This is a genomic window from Embleya sp. NBC_00888, assembly GCF_045207655.1.
GTDB lineage: Bacteria > Actinomycetota > Actinomycetes > Streptomycetales > Streptomycetaceae > Embleya.
In genome coordinates this window covers 7,585,884-7,610,876 of sequence record NZ_CP108784.1, presented here as the reverse complement: position 1 = coordinate 7,610,876, position 24,993 = coordinate 7,585,884, and the positions used below count along the sequence as shown (strand labels likewise).

Annotated in this window: 20 protein-coding genes; 4 read left to right on the top strand and 16 right to left on the bottom strand. The window is 72.7% G+C overall.

The genetic code is table 11. The annotated features are described in order from the left end of the window. Positions 1–19: 19 nt before the first annotated feature. The 5 genes from OG948_RS32520 to OG948_RS32500 all read right to left on the bottom strand — a co-directional run bounded on the left by OG948_RS32520 (position 20) and on the right by OG948_RS32500 (position 6,174). Entirely contained in the window at positions 20–1,012 is a 993-nt protein-coding gene (locus OG948_RS32520) for a hypothetical protein (protein ID WP_406299890.1), read from the bottom strand. A gap of 93 nt (positions 1,013–1,105) precedes the next feature. Further along, positions 1,106–2,140 carry an MsnO8 family LLM class oxidoreductase gene (locus OG948_RS32515; RefSeq protein ID WP_406299889.1) on the bottom strand — a complete coding sequence of 345 codons (1,035 nt, stop codon included), beginning with the start codon at positions 2,138–2,140 and terminating at the stop codon, positions 1,106–1,108. Positions 2,141–2,491: 351 nt separating this feature from the next. Further along, the gene (locus OG948_RS32510) at positions 2,492–3,511 is read right to left on the bottom strand and encodes an acetamidase/formamidase family protein (RefSeq protein WP_406299888.1); all 1,020 of its coding nucleotides are present in this window, start codon (positions 3,509–3,511) and stop codon (positions 2,492–2,494) included. Then, positions 3,508–4,980, bottom strand: a complete 1,473-nt coding sequence (locus OG948_RS32505; protein WP_406299887.1) for an APC family permease — start codon at positions 4,978–4,980, stop codon at positions 3,508–3,510. Before OG948_RS32505 ends, OG948_RS32510 begins: the two co-directional genes overlap by 4 nt. A 54-nt stretch (positions 4,981–5,034) precedes the next feature. Then, entirely contained in the window at positions 5,035–6,174 is a 1,140-nt protein-coding gene (locus OG948_RS32500) for a substrate-binding domain-containing protein (protein WP_406299886.1), read from the bottom strand. Between the two features lie 50 nt (positions 6,175–6,224). Here OG948_RS32500 and OG948_RS32495 point away from each other — a divergent pair, with 50 nt between their 5' ends. Further along, complete coding sequence (locus OG948_RS32495) at positions 6,225–6,665, top strand: MarR family winged helix-turn-helix transcriptional regulator (RefSeq protein WP_406299885.1); 441 nt, start codon at positions 6,225–6,227, stop codon at positions 6,663–6,665. Positions 6,666–6,783: 118 nt separating this feature from the next. Here OG948_RS32495 and OG948_RS32490 read toward each other — a convergent pair whose 3' ends face one another. Beyond that, entirely contained in the window at positions 6,784–9,198 is a 2,415-nt protein-coding gene (locus OG948_RS32490) for an ABC transporter (protein ID WP_406299884.1), read from the bottom strand. Positions 9,199–9,415: 217 nt separating this feature from the next. Here OG948_RS32490 and OG948_RS32485 point away from each other — a divergent pair, with 217 nt between their 5' ends. Further along, a complete protein-coding gene (locus tag OG948_RS32485; RefSeq protein WP_406299883.1) occupies positions 9,416–10,861 on the top strand; it encodes a hypothetical protein in 1,446 nt (481 codons plus the stop codon). Positions 10,862–11,018: 157 nt separating this feature from the next. Continuing rightward, positions 11,019–11,624, top strand: coding sequence for a DNA-binding response regulator (locus OG948_RS32480; protein WP_395867174.1), 606 nt, complete (start codon positions 11,019–11,021; stop codon positions 11,622–11,624). A 25-nt stretch (positions 11,625–11,649) separates the two neighbouring features. On the opposite strand, the gene OG948_RS32475 is transcribed toward OG948_RS32480, so the two are convergent. From OG948_RS32475 to OG948_RS32465, 3 genes are read right to left on the bottom strand one after another with little or no spacing between them, the layout of a single operon-like run. After that, complete coding sequence (locus OG948_RS32475) at positions 11,650–12,885, bottom strand: sensor histidine kinase (protein WP_406299882.1); 1,236 nt, start codon at positions 12,883–12,885, stop codon at positions 11,650–11,652. A 52-nt stretch (positions 12,886–12,937) separates the two neighbouring features. Further along, entirely contained in the window at positions 12,938–15,223 is a 2,286-nt protein-coding gene (locus tag OG948_RS32470) for a TOMM precursor leader peptide-binding protein (protein WP_406299881.1), read from the bottom strand. A gap of 52 nt (positions 15,224–15,275) precedes the next feature. Continuing rightward, on the bottom strand, positions 15,276–15,443 hold the full coding sequence (locus tag OG948_RS32465; protein ID WP_406299880.1) for a hypothetical protein: 168 nt from the start codon (positions 15,441–15,443) through the stop codon (positions 15,276–15,278). 359 nt (positions 15,444–15,802) lie between these two features. Here OG948_RS32465 and OG948_RS32460 point away from each other — a divergent pair, with 359 nt between their 5' ends. Continuing rightward, entirely contained in the window at positions 15,803–17,356 is a 1,554-nt protein-coding gene (locus OG948_RS32460; RefSeq protein WP_406299879.1) for an MFS transporter, read from the top strand. A 95-nt stretch (positions 17,357–17,451) separates the two neighbouring features. On the opposite strand, the gene OG948_RS32455 is transcribed toward OG948_RS32460, so the two are convergent. Genes OG948_RS32455 through OG948_RS32425 form a run of 7 tightly spaced genes read right to left on the bottom strand, consistent with a single transcriptional unit; the run spans position 17,452 to position 24,993 of the window. Beyond that, positions 17,452–18,708: a sulfate adenylyltransferase subunit 1 gene (locus OG948_RS32455; protein WP_406299878.1), complete on the bottom strand. Its 1,257-nt coding sequence runs from the start codon at positions 18,706–18,708 to the stop codon at positions 17,452–17,454. Further along, positions 18,708–19,652: a sulfate adenylyltransferase subunit CysD gene (gene cysD, locus OG948_RS32450; protein ID WP_406299877.1), complete on the bottom strand. Its 945-nt coding sequence runs from the start codon at positions 19,650–19,652 to the stop codon at positions 18,708–18,710. Before cysD ends, OG948_RS32455 begins: the two co-directional genes overlap by 1 nt. Continuing rightward, positions 19,649–20,110, bottom strand: coding sequence for an adenylyl-sulfate kinase (locus OG948_RS32445; protein WP_406299876.1), 462 nt, complete (start codon positions 20,108–20,110; stop codon positions 19,649–19,651). Before OG948_RS32445 ends, cysD begins: the two co-directional genes overlap by 4 nt. Next, a complete protein-coding gene (locus tag OG948_RS32440) occupies positions 20,107–21,966 on the bottom strand; it encodes a M20/M25/M40 family metallo-hydrolase (protein WP_406299874.1) in 1,860 nt (619 codons plus the stop codon). The genes OG948_RS32445 and OG948_RS32440 overlap by 4 nt, the downstream gene beginning before the upstream one ends. A 58-nt stretch (positions 21,967–22,024) precedes the next feature. Beyond that, the gene (locus tag OG948_RS32435) at positions 22,025–23,221 is read right to left on the bottom strand and encodes an MFS transporter (RefSeq protein ID WP_406299873.1); all 1,197 of its coding nucleotides are present in this window, start codon (positions 23,219–23,221) and stop codon (positions 22,025–22,027) included. Next, complete coding sequence (locus OG948_RS32430) at positions 23,221–23,991, bottom strand: SDR family NAD(P)-dependent oxidoreductase (RefSeq protein WP_406299872.1); 771 nt, start codon at positions 23,989–23,991, stop codon at positions 23,221–23,223. The genes OG948_RS32435 and OG948_RS32430 overlap by 1 nt, the downstream gene beginning before the upstream one ends. A gap of 9 nt (positions 23,992–24,000) precedes the next feature. Beyond that, positions 24,001–24,993: a sulfotransferase gene (locus OG948_RS32425; protein ID WP_406299871.1), complete on the bottom strand. Its 993-nt coding sequence runs from the start codon at positions 24,991–24,993 to the stop codon at positions 24,001–24,003.

The following is a 24,993-nucleotide window of genomic DNA, read 5'->3' as shown; positions in this document are numbered from 1 at the left end:
AGGAGGCCCCGACCCGAACTCAGGCCACTCCCTGGGCCGTCGCGCGCGTCTGCGGCGATCGCGATCCCCACGGGCCGCTGCGCCAGGTGATTCCGTTCCAGCGGCCGAGGCGGCGGATCTCCCAGACGCTCAACGCGGTGATGATCACCGAACCGCCCACGCCGACCACGGCCTTGATGTTGTCCGGCACGATATTGGATCCCGCGAACAGCGGGTTGTCGGTCTTGACCAGCATGTCGGTCAGGGTGAACGTCCAGGCCAGCCACATCGCCATCAGCGCGGGCAACATCGGGTGGCCGTCCGCCGCCGAGAACAGGTGCTGCGCCACCTGCCAGATGGCCACCAGAGCGAATCCGAAGACCCAGATCCCGGCGACCATGGACACCCAGGACAACACCAGTTGGACCATCGTGCCGTCGGTGCGCAGCGTGTTGGTGTTCGCCCCCAACCCCGCGCCCTTGCGGCATCCCCAGGCCAACGCCAGGCCCAGCCCCGGAACCACCAGGAACAACCCGACCGTGCGGACCGGGTGGATCAGTTGGCGCAGGGTCAGCGAGCGCAGGTGCGGCCGGGCGCAGAGCACCAGGAGGCAGCCGATCAGCACGATGCCGACGATGCCGTACAGCGGCAACAGCACCATCCGGCGGACCATCGCGGACGCCAATTCGGCGACCACCTGCGCCCCCTGGATCTTGGTGGTGGTGCCGGCGGCCGCGCCCGAGGAGTGCGTGCGCTCCTGGTACAGCCCGCGCAGGAACACGGCCAGCACGATCATCAGGCCGAGCCACGCGCGCACCCGGTTGAGGTTGCCCATCAGCCCGTCCGGCTTGCCGATCCGGTGCGCCGGGCGCAACATCCGGTGCGCCAGGACACCCGGGACGACCACGGAGGCGACGTTGGCGATCCGGCGCCGCTCGATCTGCGCGGGTGTCTCGGTCGCCGCGTGCGCGGGCGTGTGCCCGGGTGGGTATGGGTGTGGAAGCGTGTGTGCTTGGTGGCCGGCATGGGCCATCGGTCGGAACCTCCCCGCAGAACGACCGGCTCGGGCGGCACCACGTTAGCAACGCGCGCCGGCTGCCGGCGGAGGTCGGTCCGCGCGGCCGGCTCAGCCGGCGGCGGCCGCGCCGATCCGCGGCGCGATGCCCGCCAGTTCGGCCAGTCGCCGGGCCGATCGCAACCGACCGGCCCGGTCGTGCGAGCTGGTGGTGACCAGGAACTCGTCCGCGTCCGTGCGGGCGAACAGGCCGGCCAACTCGCCGGCGACGGTCTCGGCGGTGCCGTGGATCTGGTCCCGGAGCGCGGCGTCCAGGTGTTCCCGCTCGCGCGGGGTCATCGCCGTCGCCCGGATACGCTCGGCCGGGAGCAGCGGCGGGAAGGTGCCCTTGGTGCGCGAGTACGCGGCCGCCCACGCCTCGGGCAGCAGCAGGTCGTACGCCTCCTCCTCGGTGTCCGCGATCGCGATCGTGCCGGCCACCACGACGTAGGGTCGCGTCGACCACGCCGACGGCCGGAAGGCGGCCCGGTAGTGCTCGATCGCGGCGAGCATGCGCTCCTCGCCGATCGCCGCGGCGACCACGAGCGGCACCCCGGCGGCGGCCGCGTGGTCCGCGCCCGCGCCGGTGGCCAGCACGAACGGGGCCGGCCGCAATCCCTCGGCGGGGCGCGCGTGCACCCCGGGGTGCGCGTCCTGGGTGCCCAGGAAGTAGCCGAGCAGTTCGGCCAGCCGGTCCGGGAAATCCTCCGCGGCGTCCTTGCCCCGGCCCAGCGCGGCGCGGATCCCGTCGGTGAAGCCCACCGAGCGGCCCACGCCCAGGTCGATCCGGTCCGGGAACAGCGACTCCAGCACGCCGAACTGCTCGGCCACCACCAGCGGTTGGTGGTTGGGCAACATCACCCCGCCGGTCCCGACCCGGATCCGCTCGGTGACCGCGGCCACCGCGGCGGCCAGCACGGTGGGGGCCGACCCGGCCACGCCCGGCACACTGTGGTGCTCCGCGACCCAGAAGCGGTGGTACCCCAGCCGCTCCACCTCCCGGGCGAAGGCCACGGCGTGCCGCAGCGCCGACGCGGGGTGCTCCCCTTCCAGGGTGAGCGACCTGTCGAGCACGGAGAACCGGACACCCGGCGGCAACACGTTCACACGAGTCCCAACACGCACACGGGCCGGGAATTCCCGCCGCGCCGGATCGATCGCACCCGGTCGCATCGCCACGAACACGCGGGCACGCGGGCACGCGGGCACGCGGGCACATCATCCGGGCTGTCGACACCGGGAACCCTCGGGCACGCGAGCACCCCGAGCACCCCGAGCACCCGAGCACCCGAGCACCCACAGGGACATCCCCGAGTTCTCCCCTGCGGGATGCGCGTCGGCGGACGCGTCCTTCCCGGGGATGTCCCCCTCTCGCCCGGCCCGCGGATGGTCCGCCGCCGGGCACCGGCAACCGGTGGCCCCTCCGGTACCGGAGTCGTCACGGCCCGCCGCGCGGCCTCAGCGCTCGGCCAGATAGGCGGCCGCCACCGCCCGCAGGTGGTCGTGCCGGCCCTCGTAGGCCCGGTGTCGTCCGAGCACGGCCTTGGGCAGCTTGCCGACCATCGTGTAGTTGGTGTCGCACACGTTGGCGGCCGGGGCCAGGCCGGCCTGGCTGACGAGCTGGTAGGCGTCCAGCAGTTCCAGGTCGAGCAGCTCCGCCGTCCAGCCCACGAGATCGCGTTGGCTGATCCGGAAGGCGTCCTCGAGCGGGCGGGCCGACCCGGTGGTGAGCAGGTGGTCGTCGTTCTCCAGGCGCGGCGACACCGGCGCGCCGCCCTTGATCAGGTCGACCACGATCACCGTGCGCATCGCGGCCTCGACCGCCGTCCCGCACAGTTCGCCCTCGCCCTGGCGGGCGTGGCCGTCGCCGATCGAGAGCATGCCGCCCGCGACGTTGACGCCGAAGTACGCGGTGGTGCCGGCCCGCATCTCGGGGGTGTCCATGTTGCCGCCGTGCGCGCCCGGGGTGATCGACATCAGCGTCTCGCCCGCGGCGGGCGCCACCCCGACCGTGCCGTGCATCGGATCCAGCGGCAGGTCCACGACGAAGTCGCTCTCCCGAGCCCGGAATCGACAGATGCCCGCCTCGGCGTCCAGGTCGTAGACCCACACCCGCTCCTCCAGCGCTTCGTGCAGCATCGCCGTGGTGGGCGTGGCGGTGAGCGCGCCGAAGTGCGGGAACGTGGTGGAGACGCCCCAGTCGCGCGCGGGTGCGATGTCCACGAAGTGCACCGCGAGGGTGTCCCCGGGTTCGGCGCCCTCGACCGCGATCGGTCCGGTGACGGGGTTGAGATAGGGGAAGGTGCACACCGCGCTGGGCAGGTCGGCGATGCCCTTGACGTTCCCGCCGAAGCAGTCCTCGGTGGACAGTTCCACGATGGTGCCGGGGCGGACGGTCACCAGCGGGCGGCGTCCGCCGAAGGTGTAGGCGTACTGGTGGTAGGTCGGCTGCAGGGAGACGACTTCGAGCAGGGTCATACGGGTTCCTCGACCTGGTCGATGGCGGAGATTTTCGGCCGGCGGCCCGCCAGGACCAGACCGGAGAGCAGGGCGAGACCGATCGCGAACCAGATCGTGCCCAGTCGTTTCGCGTCGCCGTCGGCGTTGTAGACGACGTAGGCCAGGATCGCGAAGCCCAGCGAGGGCGCGATCAGGTGCCGCCAGTAGTCCCGGCTCTTGTGCCGGATCAGGTAGTGCACGACCACCGACACGTGCAGCACCAGGAACGTGGTGAGCGCGCCGATGTTGACCAGGCTGCTCAGCGTGGTGATGCCGTCGTCGCGGGTGCTGGTGTACAGACCCAGGGCGAGCGAGATCGCGGCGGTGAGCAGCGTGGCGTTGACCGGGACCCGGTGCTTGGGGTGCACCTTGGCCAGGAAGGACGGCAGTTGCCGGTCCCGGGCCATCGCGTACAGCAGGCGTGAGGTCGCGGCCTGGGCGACCAGCGAGTTGGCGAAGCCCCACGCGATCGCGGTGGCCACCGCGGTGAGCTTGGCCAGCCAGCCGCCCGCCGCGACCCGGGCCGCGTCGTAGAACGCGGTGCCGTCCGGGTCGCCCTTGTCGATCAGCGCCCCGGGGTCGGGCACCAGCAGCGAGGCGATCCAGGTCTGCGCGATGAACAACGTCCCGGCCAGCAGCAGCGCGGCGACCATCGACCGACCGATGGCCTTGGCCGAGTCCTTGTTCTCCTCGGACAACATGGAGATGCCGTCGAAGCCCAGGAAGCTCAGCGCCGCGATCGAGACGGCGCCGAAGACCAGGCTCCAGGAGAAGGTGTCGCTGTTGTAGATCGGGGTGAAGTCGAAGCCGCGGCCCTTGCCGTCCATCAGCGCGACCACGCCGATCACGATGAACAGGACCAGGATGATCAGTTCGCCGATCAACATGATCTTGTTGACCTTGGCGGTCATCTCCACGCCGAGGTAGTTCACCGCCGTGTTCAGCAGCACGAACCCGACCACCCACATCCACACCGGGATGGACGTGACCAGCGAGTTCATCGCGACGGCGGCGATCAGGTAGAGCAGGCCGGGCACCAGGATGTAGTCGAGCAGGATCATCCAGCCGGCCAGGAAGCCCACCGGGGCGGCGATGCCCCGGCCGGCGTAGGAGTACACCGATCCGGCCATCGGGAAGGCCTGGGACATCTGCGCGTAGGACAACGCGGTGAACATCATCGCGACCATGCCGATGACGTACGCGAGCGCGACCATGCCGCCGGAGCCCTGGAACACGCCGCCGAAGATGCCGAACGGCGCGATCGGGACCATGAAGACCAGGCCGTAGACGAGCAGGTCGCGGAAACTCAGGGATCGGCGGAGCTCTTGCTTGTAGCCGTACTTCTCGATCGACGCGGGGCTTCCGGTCGGGTCGGGTCTGCCGGGGGACTCGGATCTGCCGGTCGACTCGGGTCTGCCGGTCGATCCGCGCGTGGGGACTTCGCTCATGGTGGTCTCTCCTCGGGACGACCCCGAGGGGTCACGGAGAGACCCTAGGTCCAGTTATTTCCAAATGGAAGTACTTTCTCGTCGCGGCAGCACAACGAAATCCAGCCCTTCCGCCCGGGCCAGGTACACCTGCCTGCGCGGCGGCCCCAACGACGACCGTGCCCACGCCCCACCCGCGGCGGCCGGATCGGCGTCGAACAACCGGCGCACCGCCGCCGCCAACCCGTCCGGCGCCAGTTCGTCCCGCGCGGCCAACGCCGCGACCAGGTGCAGCCCGTCGTACAGGCCCTCGGCGTAGGCGTCCAGCACCGGCGCCTGCGCGCCGAACAGGGACCGGTGCCGCTCGGCCAGGCCCAGCCGGCGATCGTCGGTCTGCGACGCGAACGACTGCATCACCGCGTACATCGCGCCGGTGTCGTCGCCGCCGTAGGCCAACAGCCCGTTCTCCTCCAGCGCCCCGGACAGTCGGACCAGGATGCGATCCAGTCCGGCGTGCCGCAGTGCCCGGTTGAAGTCGACCAGGTCGCGGCCGATCAGGCTGAGCAGCAGCGCGTCGGCGCGGGTGGCCCGCAGCCCGGCCAACAGCTCGTCCAGGCCCGCGCGTACCGCCCCGAAGCCCACCCGTCGCTCGTACACCACACTGCTGTGCGCGTGCGTGATCAACCGCGTGGCGGCCGCGTGGATGGCCTGCGGCCAGATGTAGTCGTTGCCGATCAGCGCCCACCGGCGCAGCCGATGGTGCTCGGTCAGCCACCCGATCGACTCGCGCAGTTGGCGCATCGGGTCGACTCCCGTGCACACCACCCCGGGCAGCCGACCGCCGCCCTCGTGCGGCGGGGTGAAGACGTACGGGGTCCGACCGCTCACCACCGACTCGATCGCGCGGTGCACGTCGCTGGTGTGGAAGCCGACCAGGACGTCCACCGCACCCGCGGAGCCGAGCAGTTCGACCTGAGCCGCGACCTTCTCGGGCGGGCCGCCGGCGTCCACCAGGACCAGTTCCACCGGGCGGTCGCGCACCCCGCAGGAGGTGTTGATCTCGTGCGCCGCGAGCAGCGCCGCGTCCACCGCCGAGGGCCCGATGATCCCGAGCGGCCCGGACTGGGGCACCACCAGGCCCACTCGAAGCACCTGGGGATTCCGGTCGGAATGCAGCGCGTCGAGCGGCTCGATCAAGACTGTGTCGACGCTCATCAGGCAGGTAAGTATGCTCCTGGAACCGGCCCGGTGAAGGGGTGATGCGCATGTCCGCCGGCGAACTCGCCGAACGAGCCCTCGCCCGACCTCCCCTGGCCGAGCTGCTGACCATCGCGCAGCGCCGCCTCACCCGCTCCCTGACCCTCGTGTTGGCCGAGGAGGACTGCACCCTCGACCAGTGGCTCGTGCTGCGCGCCCTCGGCGAGGGCGACGGCCGGCTGATGGGCGACCTGGCACAGAGCCTGCTGATCCCACATGCCAGCCTGACCCGGATCGTGGACGCGCTGGTGGACGACGGCTGGATCTACCGGCGCCAGTCCGGCGTGGACCGCCGCCGGATCGCCGCGCACCTGTCCCGGCGCGGGCGCGATCGCCTCGCCCGGTTGGACGCGCTGGCCCAGGCACACGAGGCGGCCGTGCGCGCGGCGTGCGCCGGCGACGATCCGGCCGCCCTCCTCGAGTTCCTGGCCGGTCCGGACGCCGACTGAGCCGGCCGGGCCGAACCGCGGGGCCGCCCCACCCGGCCGAGCCGCGCGATGGCCGCACCGCGCGACGAGGCCCAGGCGTCGCCCGGCTCGCCCCACCCGCCCGGCGCCGCCCCGCGCGTCAGTGCGCCGCCAGGAACCGCGCGGTCACCCCCACACCCTTCGCCGCCACATCGGCCGGCACCCCGCTCGCCACGATCCGGCCGCCGTTGCCGCCGCCGCCGGGACCGAGGTCGATCATCCAGTCCGCGCCGGCGATCACGTCCGGGTCGTGTTCGACCACCACGACCGTGTTGCCCGCCGCGACCAGACCGTGCAACTGCCGCATCAAAAGCTCGACATCGGCCGGATGCAGCCCGGCCGTCGGCTCGTCCAGCAGGTACAGCGTGTGCCCGCGCCGGGCCCGTTGCAGCTCACTGGCCAACTTGATCCGCTGCGCCTCGCCGCCGGAGAGCTCGGTCGCGGGCTGCCCCAGACGCAGGTAGCCCAGACCCACCTCGCGCAACGTGGTCAGACTGCGCGCGGCGGCCGGCACCTCGGCGAGGAAGTCGGCGGCGGCGTCCACCGTCAGCCCGAGCACGTCCGCGACGCTCAGCCCCCGATACGTCACCTCCAGCGTCGGCGGGTTGTAGCGCGCGCCGTGGCAGGTCGGACACGGCGCGTACGTCCCCGGCAGGAACAGCAGCTCCACCGCGACGAAGCCCTCGCCCGAACACGTCTCGCATCGGCCGCCGTCCACATTGAACGAGAACCGACTCGCGGTCCACCCGCGCTCGCGCGCCGCGTCGGTGTCCGCGAAGAGCTTGCGCACCGTGTCGAACAGGCCGGTGTAGGTGGCCAGGTTCGAGCGCGGTGTGCGCCCGATCGGCCTCTGGTCCACCCGCACCAGCCGATCGACCACGTCCAGGCCGTCGGCCGCGCGAATCTCGCCCGACTCCTGCCGCCGGTCCTCGTCCTCCTCCGGCCGGGTGCCCAGGTGATCCGCCGTCACCTCCGCCAACACCCCGCCGACCAGGCTGGACTTGCCCGAGCCGGACACCCCGGTGACCACGGTGAACACGCCCAGCGGGAAGCGCACGTCCACATCGCGCAGGTTGTGCAGGGTCACCCCGGTCAGCGTCACCCACCCGGTGGGCGACAGCGGCTCCCTGGTCGCCGCCGGGCCGGTCCGGAACAGGAATCGGCGGGTCGCCGAGTCGGCCACCTCGCGCAGCCCGGCCGGCGGGCCGCTGTACAGGATCCGGCCGCCGCCCTCGCCCGCGCCGGGTCCGACGTCCACGAGCCAGCCCGCCCGGCGCGCCACCGTCATCCGGTGTTCCACCACGAACAACGAATTGCCGGCCGCGCGCAGCCGGTCGAGCACCACGAGCAGCGCCTCGGTGTCCGCCGCGTGCAGTCCCGCGGACGGCTCGTCCAGCACGTACACCACCCCGAACAGGCCCGACCGGAGCTGGGTGGCCAGCCGCAACCGCTGGAGTTCGCCCGAGGAGAGCGTCGGCGTCTCCCGATCCATGCTCAGGTAGCCCAGGCCCAGCTCGACCAGCACCGCGATCCGCGCCACCAGGTCCGGACAGATCGTCGCGGCCGGTTCGCCGTCGGCCTGCGCGCCCGCCAACACCTTCGCCGCCTCGGCCAGCGGCAGCGCGATCAGCGCGGCGATGTCGTAGCCCGCGAAGGTCACCGCCAGGGATTCCGGCCGCAGCCGCCGGCCGTGGCACACCGGGCACGGTCCGCTGCGCAGGAAACGCTCGACCCGCCTGCGCTGTGTCGCGCTCTTGGAGGTCGCGAACGTCTTCAGCACGATCCGCCGCGCGCTGCTGTACGTGCCCTGGTAGTCGCGTTGGATCCGGCTCGCGTCGCGCACCGGGCGCACGGTGACCACGGGCTGGTCGTCGGTGAACAGGATCCAGTCCCGCTCGACCTTCGGCAGCTCGCGCCACGGCCGGTCCACGTCGTAGCCGAGGGTGGCCAGGATGTCCCGCAGGTTCTTCCCGTACCAGGCGCCCGGCCACGCGGCGATCGCCCCGTCCCGGATCGATCTGCCCGGGTCCGGGACCAGCGACTCCTCGCTCACCTCGTGCACCCGGCCCAGGCCGTGGCAGTTCGGACAGGCGCCGGCGACGGTGTTCGGCGAGAACGCGTCCGAGTCCACCCGCCGCGCGTCGGGCGGGTAGTGGCCGGCCCGGGAGAACAACATCCGCAGCGAGTTGGACAGCGTCGTCAGCGTGCCCACCGTCGAGCGCGAGGTCGGCGCCGAGCGCTGTTGGCGCAGCGCGATGGCCGGCGGCAGTCCGCTGATCTCGTCCACGTGCGGCGCGCCGACCTGCTGGATCAGCCGCCGGGCGTACGGCGCGATCGACTCGAAGTACCGCCGTTGTGCCTCCGCGTACAGCGTGCCGAACGCGAGCGAGGACTTCCCGGAGCCGGAGACCCCGGTGAACACGACGAACGTGTCGCGCGGGATGTCCACGTCCACGTCGCGCAGGTTGTGCTCACGCGCGCCGCGTACCCGCACATAGGGGTCGTGTTCGGTCATCGCGCCGCTCCTCGGGGTGCCGGGCCGAAGGTTGTCGTATGCCCGCCGGCGGGTGGTCCGCAACCGCGCCGGTCGCGCCGGTCGCGCCGGTCGGGTCTGCCCGGCCGCGGGGCCGCGGCAAAGGTGATCGTCGGCTCTGGTGATCGTCGGGATCCGCCGTTACGGTCGGCCCGCCGGGTGGTCCGGTGCCGAGGAGCAGCGTTGCGAGGGGGCGTCGATGGCGCTGGAGACGATCGATCCGCGGACACCGGTGCTGGTGGGCGCCGGGGTGGCGAATCAGCGCCTGGCCGAGGCGGGCGCCGGGGTCGGCGAGCTGGAGTTGATGGCCCGGGCCGTCGAGGACGCCGCCGACGGCCTGGGCGGCCTGTTGGGGGCGGTGCGGCATGTGCTGGTCCCGCGCGGGACGTGGCGGCACGGCGATCCGGGACGGTGGCTGGCGAACCGGTTCAAGATCCTCGACGCGCACAGCACGCTGGCCGAACTCGGGGTGTTGCAGCAGTCGTTGATCACCCGGGCCTGCGCCGACATCGCCGCCGGGCGGGCGGACGTGGTCCTGGTGGTGGGCGGCGAGGCGGCCCACCGGCGGCTGCGGGCGAGGATCGCCGGGGTCGAGCTCGCGGATCCGGTCGCGGACGGGGTGCCCGACACGGTCTGGGCGCCGGGTGCGGACATCCTGGCCCGGGTCGAGATCGATCGCCATCTGGCCGTGCCGGCCCGGCAGTACGCGGTGATGGAGTCCGCGATCGGCGCGGCGCGCGGGTTGTCGCCGGCGGACAACGCGCGCGAGATCGCCGCGCTGTGGCAGGGCTTCTCGGCCGTCGCGGCCGACGGCGGGCACTCGGTGCGCGGTCGCGCGCTGCGCGAAGACGAGTTGTTGTCCCCCGAGGGGCGCAACGCGTGGCTGACCGACCCGTACACCAAGTGGCACTGCTCGCAGATGAACGTCGACCAGGCCGCCGCGCTGCTGCTGTGTTCGGCGGAGGCCGCGCGGCGGTTCGGGGTCGAGCGCGGGCGGTGGGTGTTCCCGACCGTGGCGGCCGAGGCGAACACGATGGTGCCGCTGGTGGCCCGACCGGACCTGGACCGCTCCCCCGGGTTCGCGGCGGTCGGCGCGGCACTGGGCTCCGGGGTGCGGGACAGCACTCACGTGGACCTGTACAGCTGCTTCCCGGCGGCGGTGCGCATCCAGCAGCGCGAGCTGGGTCTGACCGAGCGTGCCGGCCGGGCGTTGACCGGCACGGGCGGGATGGCCTTCGCCGGTGGGCCGCTCAACAACTACGTGCTCCAGGCCACCGTCGAGGTCGCGGCGAACGTGCTCGCGGGCGGGGACGGGCTGGTGACCGCCGTGTCGGGGATGGTGACCAAGCAGGCCGGCGCGCTGTGGGCGGGCCGCCCCGCCGCGGGTGGTTTCCGGGCGGTGGACGTGAGTGCCGAGTTGCCGGCCCGGCCGGTGGACGCGGACTACGCGGGCCCGGCGGACGTGGTGGGCTGCACGGTGGCGTTCGAGCAGGGCGAGCCGGCGGTGGCGATCGCGGTGGTCGAGGGCACGGGCGGCGTGCGATCGGTGGCCTCCTCGATGGACGCCGACGTGCTGGCGTCGATGCGCACCGACCCGTGGGTCGGCCGGTCGGTACGGGTGAACGGCGACACGTTCGCGATCTGACCCGTGGCGCTCGGTTCCGACCGGCGTGATCGGAGCGCGTCGGGGCAGGTGAGAGGGCGTGGGGTCGTCGGTGTCGCGGGCGGGGCGCTGCCGCCGGTGCTCCCGAGGAACGGTCGATGACAGTGACCATCCCGTTGGGATGCCGTGGGGGGACACGATGGTCAGGGTTCTTCTCGCCGAGGACATGCTCATGCTGCGTCGGGCGCTGGTGTCGTTACTGGAACTGGAGCCCGACATCGAGGTCGTCGCCGAGGTCGATTGCGGGGATCTCATCCTGCCGGTGGCGCTCGAGGTGCGGCCGGAGGTCGCCGTGTTGGACATCGATCTGCCGGGTCTGGACGGCATTCGGGCGGCCCGGCTGCTGCACGAGCGGTTGCCCGAGTGCCGCACGGTGATCCTGACCAGCCTGGGCCGGCCGGGCAATCTGCGGCGGGCGCTGGCCGCGCACGCCTCGGGGTTCCTGCTCAAGGACGCCGATCCGGACCAACTCGCCGCCGCCATCCGCGCGGTGGCCGCCGGTGAGCAGGTGATCGATCCGCAGTTGGCGGTGGCCACCCTCCAGGCGGCGGAGAATCCGTTGAGCGCGCGGGAGACCGAGGTGTTGCGGCTGGCCGCCGAGGGGGTGGACGTGCCGGAGATCGCGCGCGGCCTGTTCCTGTCCGCCGGGACGGTACGCAACTACCTGACCACGACGGTGACCAAGCTCAACGCCCGCAATCGCATGGACGCGGTGCGGATCGCGCGCGACTCCGGCTGGCTGTGACGCGCGTCGACCGTCCGCGCGGGGGTCACCGGCCCGGGGAGCCGCCGACCGCGGTGTCCCACCCCGCGTTCCGATCGGGATCGGCCTCCGCGTCGACCGGCAGTTCCGCGGTCAGTTCGAACCAGCCGTCCTCGCGGGCGGCCGCGGTCAGCGTCCCGCCCAGGGCCAGCACCCGGGTGGCCATGTTGCGCAGCCCGCTGCCGCCCTCGGTCGCGCCGGCGGCGACCCGCGACGTCTCGCTCGCGTCGATGCCGTCGTTGGTCAGGGTCAGCCGCACCCGGTCGTGGTCGAGGACCGTCTCGATCACGCAGTGCCGGGCCTTGCTGTGCCGCAGCACGTTGGTGATGCCCTCGCGCAGCACGGTGGCCAGCACCGCGTCCGCGCCGCCCGCGGGCAGGCCCGCGGCGGCGCGCACCCGGGTGTCGATGCCCACCGCGCTCAGCAGCGACTCGGCGGCGGTGATCTCGCGGGTCAGGCTCATGTGCAGGTAGCTGCTGGCGACCGAGCGCACGTCGGCCAGCGCCTGCCGGGACGTATGCAGGATCTCCACGATCTCGGCCTCGGCCCGTGCGGGGTGCAGGCGCACCAGACGGTAGGCGAGTTCGCACTTGAGCGTGATGGTGGACAGGCTGGAGCCGAGCAGATCGTGCAGGTCCCGAGCGAAGCGCAGCCGCTCGCGGGTGATCGCGAAGCGGGCCAACTCCTCCCGGGCCTCCTGGACTTCGCGCATCAGCTCGGCGAGTCGGCTGAGCCCGTAGACGACCAGCCCGGTGAGCGCGGTGGCGGTGACGTTGTAGGCGAGTTCACCGCCGCCGTAGCCGACCGCGTATTGGATCACTCCGGTGGACACCACGACGGTGCCGAAGCACACCCACGCGAGGACGGACTTGAGCACGAGCAGACACGACGCGGCCAGGAACCCGGGCATGCCCAGCCAGGCCGCGCCGAAGAGGGTGAACGGCAGGTAGGTCAGCAGTGCCTGCGCGGCCAGTGTGCGCTCGCGCCGGCCCGCCAGGATCGGCACCCGGGACGGGAACGAGTGGCCCAGTTGCAGCGCGAACAGCAGCAACATCAGCGCCAGGCACAACACCAGCGCACCGGCTCCGTGTTCGTCGCGCAGCACGTAGGTGAGCGCGACCAGGAAGAAGCCGAGGATCACGATCGCGGTGATCGTCACGGCCGTGCGCGGAGCGAGTTCGGTGTGCGGCGCGGGTCTGTGTCCCGGGCCGATCTCCGGTTCGCGCGCGGGAGTTGCGGGCATCAAGGCTCCTCGCTCGAGGTCGCTGTGCAACGCAGCGTAGGAGCGGGACGGGCTACAGGAACAGGGGAATCGGATTGAGGTCGGCGTAGCGGGTCGGGGCGGCGAGCCGGCCCAGCCGCACCGGCGTGTCGTACAGCCGCCCCGGGGCGAACCGGGCCGAGATCGGGCGAAGTCCGGGGACGATCACCCGCACCACGGGCAGCTCGATGTCGGGGCGGGTCTGGTCGAGCACGAGCAGTTCCAGATCGTGTGCGCCGACCAGGTTCTCGATGGTCCGCACGTCCTCGCGCAGATCCCGGTGCCGCCGGTGCGGGAAGTCGCCCGGAGCACTCGCGGGCGGGCCGGGATCGGGGGTGACGTAGGGATGTTCGGCGATCGTCGCGGTGCGCCACCAGTGCAGCGCGACGGGGTCGTCGCACCCGTAGCCGGACCCGTCGGCGGCGACCCGGGCGACCGGCGGCAACATCTGGTTGACCTCGGCCAGCGCACGGCGCAGCGCGGTGCCCGGGTCGAAGTGCGCGCCGAAGCCGAGCGAGATGTCCTCCGCGGGTTTGTCCATCCGCCGCGACAGCGCGGCGAACACCGGCACGCCCAGGTCGCTGGTGAGGTCGAGGGCCCACACCTGCCGGTGCAGTTCGGCGTGGCCGGTGCGCACCCGGGCGATCCAGGGGTCCTCGAACGTGTCCAGGTCGACCCCGCGCTGCCGGGTGCGGTTGTACCACCACAGCGCGACGGCGTCGCGTTCGACCAGTTCCAGGAAGCCCTGGAGGATGGCGTCCTCGAGCGAGCCGCCCGCGGCGCAGCCGTTGGAGCCGGCGACGCAGTGGCGACCGCCCGGGTCCCGCGGGGCGTTGTAGTAGAGCAGCGAGGTGGGCAGCAGTCGCGGGCGATCCTCGGTCAGCGACCAGGTCGGGGTCCAGTGCACCGGCGCGTGGTCGTCGAACGGCGGGCAGACGTGGTGGGCGGGGGCGTGTTCGGCGTTCCAGCGTTCGCGGTCCGCGAACTGGCGGGGGTGGAAGAGCTGGACCAGGTCGGGGTGCACGGCGTTGTCGCCGAGGTCGACGTAGGCCGCCCGGACGACCGGTTCGTCGCCGTGGTGGTCGCCGCTGAACCGTTCCACGGCCTCGCACAGCGCGCCGACCCGGGCGTCGCGCGCGGTCGGGCCCTTGCCGGAGCTGTGGGTGCGCAGCCCCGCGTGCAGCGCGGTCCGGCCGGTGGGCGCGGCGGCCGGGTTGTGGCCGGCGTGGAAGCAGTTGAGGAAGTCGGGGCCTCGGGTGTCCCGGGTGATCTCGCCCAGGACTCCGGTGAGCGGATCCACCAGGTGGCCGTAACGCTCGAGGATCTCCTCGGGGGTCGAGGCCCGGTCTCCGTACGCGGTGTCGGCCTTGATCCGGGTGCCGGGACGAACCGGGGCCCGCACCCGCTGGGCGACGATGTCGGGGTCGCCGCAGCCGGCGCATTGCGGGCGGCGGCGCACCCGGTGGTGCCGGCCGGTGAGAGTGAGGGTGTCCAGTGTCCAGATCGTGTCGGGGCCGGGTCGGGGCCGGCCGGCCAGCCACTTGGCGGCCTCCAGGCCGGCCAGGTGCAGCGCTAGCAGCCGGCCGGCCGGGTGGGCGGACGCGGGCGGGCCGACCGGTCGGCCCAGCGCCTGTTCGAGGTAGCGGTGCGCGGGGCGATTGCGGCGCAGCGCTTCGGCCAGGCAGTGCCAGCACGGGGCGTCCGCGTCGCCGGGGCGGAACAGCGGCCCGATCCAGGGCTGTTCGCCGCCGCAGCGGACCAGGAGCCAGGGCACCCGGGAGGCGCGGTGCGCGGCGTCCAGGTCGGCCAGCGCGGGGTCGAGGTAGTCGTCGCAGCCGGCGACGGTCAGCGCCGGGGGTCGGTCGAAGGTGTCGGGCACGTGCAGCCCGGAGGCGACCAGGGCCTCGGTCAGCGCGGTCGCGGTCGCGGTGCCGGTCGCGCCGACACCGACCACGCGGACCGGGCCGGTGCGTACCCGGTCCGCCGCGAGATCGCCGTCCAGGCCCGCGAGTTCCCAGTAGGCCCGATCGGCTTCGGGGGTGTCCTCGGCCGGTCGCCGGTGGGTGAGCAGGCCCGCGTCGAGCAGGCCGCCGACCAGGTGTCGGGTCTGCGCGGCGGGCAGGGTCGGTGCGGTCTCGGCGATGAGCGCGTCCAGGGTGCGGGTGCCGTCCAGGAGCGGTGCGAGGGTGACCAGGCCGGTTCCGCGTAGTGCGGTCACCGCGTGCTCGGACACCAGGAACACGCCTTCGGCGGGTACCACTTCGACCTCGAGGTGGGGTTTGAAGGCAAGGCCGGGGGCATTGTGTCGCGCGCCGTTCACGATTTCCCTTCGGTCCTCGGGGAAGTCCGCCGATCGGTCCGGGATATCCCGGTCAGTCGCCGGGCTGCGCGTCCGACCAGCAGATACACGTGGCCGGCCGGTTTCGATCGGCCGGCGGTGCGGTGAGATTCTCGACGACCAGATTCTCGCAGCCGTCGGGGGAAAGTGCCGGGACGGTGGGCGCGTGGACTCGGGCGGGCGGAAGGGTAATGGTGTTCATGGCGCTCCTCGGGGGCTGTGTGCGGGCGGCGCACCGGGCCGGTGCGTCCGAAGCCGGCGGGCCGGACCGGGCGGTTCGTCGATGACGAGGGGAAGTCTTCCTCCGCTCGCCGTGAGTACGCCGGCGGCGTGCCGTGGGTTTTTCCCGGTCGGGATGTGAACTCCTCACGTACCCAACGGATATCACAAATGCACGGCCCGACCGATGGAACACGTATTCGATCCGCGGCGGGCCGATTGCCGGCGCCGCGCTTTCACCGGAAATCCCGCGGCTCGGCCATAAATCGTGCTGATCGAAACGAACGCAAGCCCTTAACGCGCGACCCCCTGTCCACCCCCTTCGATTTCTAGCCTGGAAGCATGACTTCACCCATCGCTCACCCGGAAGCGGCCCCGCCGGATTCGCGGCGCTGGATCGCACTGGCCATCGTCATGACCGCGGCGTTCATGGATCTGCTCGACGTCACGATCGTCAACGTCGCACTGCCCTCCATCCAGCGCGACCTGGACGCCTCCACGAGCCAGATCCAATGGATCACCGCGGGCTATGTGCTCGCGTTCGCGGCCGGCCTGATCACCGGCGGCCGGCTCGGCGACATCCACGGGCGCCGGCGGATCTTCCTGATCGGCGTCACCACCTTCACCGTCGCCTCCGCGCTCAGCGGCTGCGCGGTGAACGCGGACATGCTGGTCGCGTCCAGGATCCTGCAGGGCGCCGGGGCCGCGATCATGGTCCCGCAGGTCCTGTCGATCGTGCACGCCACCTTCCCCGCGCACGAACGCGGCAAGGTCTTCGGCCTGTTCGGCGCCATCGTCGGCATGGGCGGGGTCTGCGGACCGCTGCTGGGCGCGCTGCTCACCGAGTGGAACGTGTTCGGCCTCGAATGGCGGACCATCTTCCTGATCAACGTGCCGGTGGGCATCGCCGGACTGATCCTGGGCCGCAAGTACATCACCGAGTCCAAGGCCGCCCGCGCCCTGCATCTGGACCTGGTCGGCGTCGGCCTGGTCACGCTGGGCCTGCTGATGTTGCTGTACCCGCTCACCCAGGGCCGCGAGTTGGGCTGGCCGCTGTGGGGCTACCTCTCCATGGCCGGCTCGGTGTTCGTGTTCGCCGCGCTGGCACTGTACGAGCGGGCCAAGACCGGTCGGGACGGCTCGCCGCTGGTGGAGTTGTCGCTGTTCCGGGTGAAGAGCTTCAGCGCCGGGATCGCGGTGGAGTTCGGCTTCGGTGTCGTGTGCGGCATGTTCTTCCTGGTCTGGACGCTGTACATGCAGATCGGACTGGGTTGGAGTGTGATGCGCGCCGGTCTGACCAGCCTGCCGTTCTCGGTGGCGGTCGCCGCCGCCGCGGGCGTCTCGGTGCAGAAGCTGGTGCCGCGATTCGGACGCAAGGTGCTCCAGGCCGGTGCGCTGGTGATGGCCGCGGGCATGCTGATCTACCTGTGGGAGGCGGACCGGTACGGCACCGGGATCGCGGCCTGGCAGATGGCGTTGCCGCTCCTGGTGATCGGCGTCGGCATGGGGCTGATCGTGGCGCCGCTGACCAACGCGGTGCTCTCCGATGTACCGCGCGAGCACGCCGGGTCGGCGTCCGGACTGATCAACACGACGCTGCAGATGGGCAACGCGCTGGGTCTCGGACTGACGTCGGTGGTCTTCTTCCGGCTGATCGACGACGGTCTCGCGCCCGAGAAGGTGGGGCCCGCGTTCGTGAACGCCTTCGAGAACTCGCTGCTGTGGGCCGCGGTCGTCCTGGTCGCGATCTTCGTGTTGATGTTCGCGCTGCCGGCGCGTCCCGAGGTCGACCCGACGCTGGAGGCCGAGGCCGCGGCGGCTCCGGCGGACGGCCGCGCCGAGGACGCGCCCGCCGAGTGGGAGTCCCGGAACGGCGCGATCGGCGCACCCCGCTGACCACCCGGCGCCGGGTCGACGCGGTCGACGGACACCCGTGCCCACGCACCGCCGTCCGAGGACGGCCGAGCGTGGGCACGGGTGTCTTTCCCTGGTCAGGCCGGGGTCTCGGCCATCCCCGCGGACAACGTCGTTCCGTCGATCGGGTCGATCAGCAGGAACGAGCCCGTGCGCCGGGAGTGCGCGTACGGGTCGAGGGCGATCGGCTCCGCGGTGCGCAGCACGACCGTGCCGATGTCGTTGGCGACGAGTTCGCCGGGGGCGGGCCGGTGCGAGAGGTCGTCGAGGTTCAGCCGCGAGGGGATCTCCTTGACGATCGCCCGCACCGTCCTGGTGGTGTGCCGCAGCAGCACCCGTTGGCCCGGTACCAGCGGCCGGTCGTGCAGGTGACAGAGGGTCCCGCGGACGTCCCGGGTGGGGTCGGGCGCGGTGTCCTCGGGGGCGAGCAGATCGCCGCGGGAGATGTCCAGGTCGTCGGCCAGCCGTACGGTCACCGATTGCGGCGCCCACGCGGTGTCCACCGGTTCACCGAGAGCGTCGATGCCCTCGACGGTGCTGGTGCCTCCGGACGGCAGCGTGCTGACCCGGTCCCCCACCCGCAGCACGCCGGAGGCGATCTGGCCCGCGTAGCCCCGGTAGTCCGGGAGTTCGGCGGTCTGCGGGCGGATCACGTACTGGACCGGGAAGCGCGTCGGGTCGCCGTCCGGGTCTCGGGTGACCGGCACCGTCTCCAGGTGTTCGAGCAGGGTCGGCCCGGCGTACCAGTGCATCTTCCCGGTCGGCTCCACCACGTTGTCCCCGGTCAGCGCGGAGACCGGGATCGCGGTGACCTCGGCCACCCCGAGCGCGGCGCAGTAGGCGGTGAACTCGTCCGCGATGCCCGCGAAGACGGTCTCGGACCAGTTCACCAGGTCCATCTTGTTGACCGCGAGCACCACGTGCCGGACCCGCAGCAGCGCGGCCACCGCGGCGTGCCGCCGGGTCTGTTCGACCACGCCGTTGCGCGCGTCGATGAGCACCACGGCCAGCTCGGCGGTGGACGCCCCGGTGACCATGTTCCGGGTGTACTGCACGTGCCCGGGGGTGTCGGCGAGGATGAACCGGCGGCGGGGCGTGGCGAAGTAGCGGTAGGCCACGTCGATCGTGATGCCCTGCTCACGCTCGGCCCGCAGGCCGTCGGTGAGCAGGGCCAGGTCGGGTGTGTGCTGCCCCCGGTCGAAGGAGGCCTGCTCGACCGCCTCCAGTTGATCGGCCAGGATCGACTTGGAGTCGTGCAGGAGTCGGCCCACCAGGGTGGACTTGCCGTCGTCCACGGAGCCGGCGGTGGCGAAGCGCAGTGTGTCGACGATCATCAGAAGTAGCCCTCTCGCTTGCGGTCCTCCATCGCGGCCTCGGACATCCTGTCGTCGGCCCGGGTGGCGCCCCGCTCGGTCAGGCGGGACGCGGTGATCTCGTCGATGACCTTCTCGACGGTGTCGGCGTCGGAGTCCACCGCGCCGGTGCAGGACATGTCGCCGACCGTGCGGTAGCGCACCCGCCGGCACTCGGTCGGTTCGTCCTCGCCGGGGCCGCCCCACTCGCCCCGGGTCAGCCACATGCCGGATCGGTGGAAGACCTCCCGCTCGTGCGCGTAGTAGATGGCCGGGAGTTCGATCCGCTCCCGGGCGATGTACTGCCAGATGTCCAGCTCGGTCCAATTGGAGAGCGGGAAGACCCGCACGTGCTCGCCCGGCGCGTGCCGCCCGTTGTACAGCTGCCACAACTCCGGCCGCTGCCGGCGCGGATCCCAGCCGCCGAACTCGTCGCGCAGCGAGAACACCCGCTCCTTGGCGCGGGCCTTCTCCTCGTCCCGCCGGCCGCCTCCGAACACCGCGTCGAAGCCGTGCCGTTCGATCGCGTCGAGCAGCGGAACGGTCTGCAGCGGATTGCGGGTGCCGTCCGGACGCTCGCGCAGTTCGCCGGTGTCGATGAACTCCTGGACGGACACCACGTGCAGGCGCAGTCCGTGTCGGGCCGCCGTGCGGTCGCGGTACTCCAGCACCTCGGGAAAGTTGTGGCCGGTGTCCACGTGCAGCAGCGCGAACGGGGGCGCTCCGGGCGCGAAGGCCTTGAGCGCGAGGTGCAGCATCACGATGGAGTCCTTGCCGCCGGAGAACAGGATCACCGGCCGCTCGAACTCCCCGGCCACCTCGCGCAGGATGTGCACCGCCTCGGACTCCATCGCCTCCAGGTGCGCGAACGGATACCCCTTGTCGGTGCCGTCTGCGCCATCGGCGCGGTTCGTCGCGATGGTCATGCCGATCCCTCCTCGATGAGCAGCGCGCGCAGCGCCGCCGCGGCCTCGGATCCGTGCGCCGGGTCCGCCGCGATCGACGGCCCGGCCGAGTCCGCGGCGGCGCCCACGCGCACCTCCAGGTAGCGGGTCCCGCTGTCCAGGTGCCAGGCCCGCACCCGGGCCCGGGTCGCCGCGTCGGGGGCGGGCACCGTCACCAGCACGGTGGCGCCGTTGCGGGCCAGTACGTGTGCGACCCGGCCGATCCGCAGCACGTGCCCGCTGCGTTCGGCGCGGGAGGCCGTCGGGTCGGCGTCGACGACGCGGCGCAGCGCTGCACCGGTCAGGATCTCCACCCGACGGTGCGCGCGCCGCAACGATCGGGCCACGGCCCGGGCGAGCCGGTCCCGGTCCGCGCCGGGCGGGCCGGTGAGCCAGACGGTGGCGCCGGGCCGGCAGGTGCAGTACGCGGGCGCGGTCACGACGCACACCATCCTCGGACCGCGGCGGTCAGGATCGTGCCGGCCGCGCGGAACTCCGCCGCGTCCAACTCTTCGTGCGGGGTGTGGTCCAGCTTGGAGTCTCCCGGACCGTAGGCGACCATGGGGATGTCGTGCCACGTGGTGGCCAGCGTGTTCATGTCGCTGCTGCCCTTCTTGAGCAGGAATCGCGGCGTGGTCCCGGCGGCGCGGAACGCGCGTTGGAAGACCTTCACCAGCGGGCTGGAGCGCGCGGTGGACACCCCGGGGGTGGCCCGGACCACGTCCAGCGCGAGCGGCGCCAGGGGCAGTGCGCGCAGCGCCGCGAGCAGGTCGTCCACGGCCAGGCCCGGCGGCACGCGCACGTCCACCGTCGCCTCGCCGAGCTGCACGTCGCCGCGGTTGAGCGCACGGATGCCCAGCACCGCGGTGAGCGCGTCCGGGTTCAGTCGTTCCACCGCGGCGCGGACCGCCCGCAGGCCCTCGACCATGCGGTCGCCGGCCGTGCGCGCGCCCTTTCCGGCGGTGTGTTCGGTGTGTTCGGACATGCTCAGCCGCAGCTTGACCAGGCCGTAGTAGCCGATGGTGAGCGCGCCCGCGCCGCTGGGTTCGCCGATCACGACCGCGTCGGCGGGGTAGTGGTCGCGGGCGTGGAAGGCGCCGGCGCCGGTGATCTCCTCCTGTACGGCACCGATCACGCGCACCTGCGCGTCGTCCGGCACCTCCAGCTCGGCCAGCGTGCGCAGGTAGGTCACCAGGCTCGCCTTGGCGTCCACGCAGCCGCGCCCGGTGAGCACGTCGCCGTCCCAGCGGACCGGCCAGCGGTGCGGCACGGTGTCCAGGTGGCCGAGCAGCAGCAGCCGGCGCGGGCCGGTGCCGCGCGTGGCCACCAGGTTGCCGGCCGCGTCGATCTCGGCATCGAGTTCGTGGGCCGCGCACCAGCCGGCGAGATACTCGGCGAGTTCGCGTTCGTCGTGCGATACCGACGACAACTCGACTGCTCGGGAGAGGAGTTCGAGGTCGGGGCTGGGCGCGGGGGCACGCCAGAACCGGGTCGCGCGGGTGGTGTCGAGGGTGTGCGGGCCGGTGATCGCCACGTCGCAGGTGCCGCCGAGGGCGATCTCCGCGGCCCGGACCTTGTGCCGCATCCGGCCACGCGCGTAGCGCTGTCCCTGTCCGGGCAACATGTCGCGCAGCGTGCCGCCCTCCGCCTCGGGGTCGGCCAGCAGTCCGGCCGTGCCGGTGACCAGGCGCAGGTGGTCGGCGTCCAGGGCCCTGGCCGCCTCGGCGGCCAGCACGTCGGCGTCCACGTTCAGCGCCACGCCGCCGTCGGCGTCGGCGACCGGCGGGGACAGGCACACCACGTCGAAGGTGGCCAACAGGTCCGTCAGACGCGCCGCGTCGACCCCGCTCACGCGTCCCGCGCGCTGGTCGCGGACCACCCGGGTGCGGCCGTCCTCGACCACCCGCAGGGGTCCGACGGCGGTGGCGCGCACGAGGCCGGCGGTGCGGGCCGGGGCGGCGAACACCGACAGGCCGCGCCGGGTCAGCGCGTCGTCCACGCGCGGCAGGGTGAGCTGTTCGTAGGCGGCCAGCAGGTGCGGCAGTTCGGCGGGCGGACAGTAGCGCACGGTGTCGCCGGAGCGCAGGGTCAACATCCGCACCTCGCGTGCGATCCGGGCGTAGTGCTCGGTGATGCCGGCCGCGCCGCCGGCGATCACCAGCAGTCGGGCCCCGCGCCGGCGCAGCGCGAGGATCTCGTCGAAGAGCGATTCGTGCGCGAGCGTCGCGCTGCCCAACTTGAGCACGTACAGGGCGGCGTCGCGCGCGCGGGCGGTCTCGCTCGGTGCGGCGGACATGCGAGGACTCCTTCGGTGGGTCGACACGCGTGCGGCCACGCGCGGGGGGTCGATCGGGTCACGAGGCCCGGGCTCGGTCCCGGCGCCGGGCCGCGGCGGTGCCGGTGTACAGCGAGCCCAGTGCGGCGACCGCGGCGAGCAGGAAGGTCGCGGTGTAGCCGACCTCGGCGAGCAGCCCGCCGAGCAGCCCGGCGAGGCCGACCGCGACGTCGAAGAACGAGGAGATGGCGCCCAGTACCGCGCCGCGTTCGGATTCCGGCGGGGTGTCGATCGCGATCATCGCCAGCGCCGGATACAGCAGGGTGAAGCCGCCGCCGGCGATCAGCGCGCCGGCCGCCGCGACCCACAGGGTCGAGGCGAACGCGATCAGCACCAGGCCGATCGCCTCGACGCACGCGGACACCACGATCACCGGCAGCGCGCCGACCCGATCGGGCACCCGTCCCGCGACCACCCGCACGCCCACGTACGCCGCGCTGAACACGCTGATCAGCAGCGAACCGTTGGCGATCCCGCGGGACGTCAACGCCAGTGCCCCGAAGCTCGCCACCGCCGCGTATCCGAACGCGCCGAAGCCGAGCGAGAGGCCGGGCAGGATCGCGGCGCGCGGCAACAACCGGGCGGACACCGCGACGCCTTGGCGGGCGCTGTCGGGCAGCCGGGTCAGCACCGCGACGGCGACCGCGGGCAATACGGCGGCGGCCGTCCAGACCGCGCCGTACGAGCCGGTCCGGTACAACACTTCGCCCAGCGCCGGCCCCACCGCCAGGCCCGCCCACATCGCCAGTCCGTAGAACCCGACCACCTGGCCGCGTCGGTCGACCGGGGTCAGGGCCACCGTCCACACCGATCCGGCGGTGAACAGCAGGGCCTCCCCCACACCGAGCACGAACCGGGCCGCCAACAAGCCGAACAGGGTCGGCGGCAGCGCGTACAGCCCGCCGACCAGCACCATCAGCGCGGCGCCGAGCATCATCACCGGGCGGCAGCCGCGCTGTTGGGCCAGCCGCCCGGCGTACGGGCGCACCAGCAGGGCCACCACGCCGGACACCGTGAACGCGACGCCGACCTGGAAGGGCGAGCCGTGCAGTTCCCGGGTGACCAGTCGCGGGATGACCGTGATCGCCAGGCCGACCGCGACGAACGTGGTGAACAGCGCGGCCAGGACGCCGGCGAAGGTACGCGCCCAGGGCTGCGCCGGGCGGGCGTCGGTGCCGGCGGCATCCGCCTCGGGCCGGTGCGCGAGCGCCGCCATCAGCCGATTCCCCGCGAGTTGCCGCCGTCCACCACCACGACCGAACCGGTCACGTACCCGGCCTGCTCGGCGGCCAGGAAGCAGACCAGCGCGCCGAGGTCCTCGGCCCGGCCGATCCGGCCCAGCGGGATGTCCCGGGCCACTTCGGCGAGCCGTTCCTCGACCCGGGAGCCGTACTGCACGTCCAAAATGGGTGTCCGGTGGAATCCGGGGGCCAGCACGTTCACGGTCACCCCGGCCGCGCCGAACGCGTGCACCAGGCCCTTGGCGAAGCCGAGCACCCCGAGCCGGGCCACCGAGGAGAGCCCGCTGCCGGGGTGCGGTTGGCGCACCGACTCCGAGGTGATCATCACGATCCGGCCCCAGCCCGCCGCGGTCAGGTACGGCGCCGCGGCGAGCGCGAGCGACACGTGCGGGAGCAGGTTGCCGTCGACCGCCTCCCGGTACTGCGCGACGGTGAAGCTCTCCACCGGGCCGAACGGCACGCCGCCGGAGTTGCTCACCACGATGTGCAGGGCACCGAACTCCTCGGCGGTGTGCCGGACCCAGCCCGCGGCGGCCTCCTCGTCGCGCAGATCGATCGAGGTGGCCAGCACCCGGCCCTTGCCGCACGCGTCGATCTCGTCCCGGGCGCGGGCCAGCTTGTCCGGATCCCGTCCGCAGATCGACACATCGGCGCCCTCCGCCGCCAGCGCACGCGCGACGGCCAGGCCGATCCCGCTGCCGGCCGCGGCGACGAGCGCGGCGCGGCCATCGAGTCCGAGATCCACGGTCGGCTCCTATCGTTGCGCGGCGGTCGCCGGGACCGGCTCCGCCGATGCCTTCGTCGGGTGCGCCCGGTCGCCGTGCCCGGGCAGCAGTGGATAGCCGTAGCGGCGCAGCAGAGGCGCGGTCAGTGCGGTGACGCCGGCCACATCGCGCGGGGCCAGTTCGGTCCGCCAGCGCTCGTCGGGACGGATCTCGGTGACGCCCTGACGCAACCGGTCCGGGTTGCCGGTGACGGTGTGGTTGCCGCCCAGGTGCACCCGGCCCCGCGCGTCGACCGGCGGCTCGTCGTCGAGTCCGGCGAAGCGCAGCACGTCGGCGAGCACGTCCGCGGGCCGCGCGCACAGGTCTTCGTGGCGCACCCGCAGGTAGCGGCCCACGGCGGTGGCGCCGACCAGTTCGGACGCCAGGTTGAAGGCGTTCCAGTAGCCGCTGCTGCGGGCCGGGCTCATCGGGTCGATGTACTGCTTGGCCCGCCGATAGGACAGCGCGGTGGCCCGGGGGTCGCGCACGATGTGCAGGACGCGCACGTCCAGGTCGCGGCGGCCGAGCAGCGCGGCGGCCTCCGCCGGGTACTTCGAGCCGTCCACGATCAGCCGGCCGGCGCCGTCGTCGACGAGCCGGCGATGGATCCGCGCGGTGCGGTCCAGGAGTTCGTCCACACCGGGGGCCGCGGGCACCTGCCCGCGGGCCTCGGCGAGCCGGGTGCGCACGTGCCGGGTGCGCAGCAGCGCGTGTTGCCGCATGACCGTGCGCCGCGCGGTCGCCTCGAGCCCGGTGCCGTCGGTGTCCTCCAGCACACCCGACCACAGCGGGCACGCGCGCAGGCTCGTGCCGCAGCCGCAGGTCGAGTTGCTGCCCCGGCCCAGAACCCCGTTGCGCCACAGGTAGTGCAGTTCGCCCACGTGCCGGACTTCGGGAAGTTCGTTGAGGATGTTGCCCAGGAGGGTGCTGCCGCTGCGCATCCAGCCGGTGATGTACAACACGCGTGGGGACCGGTCGGCCAT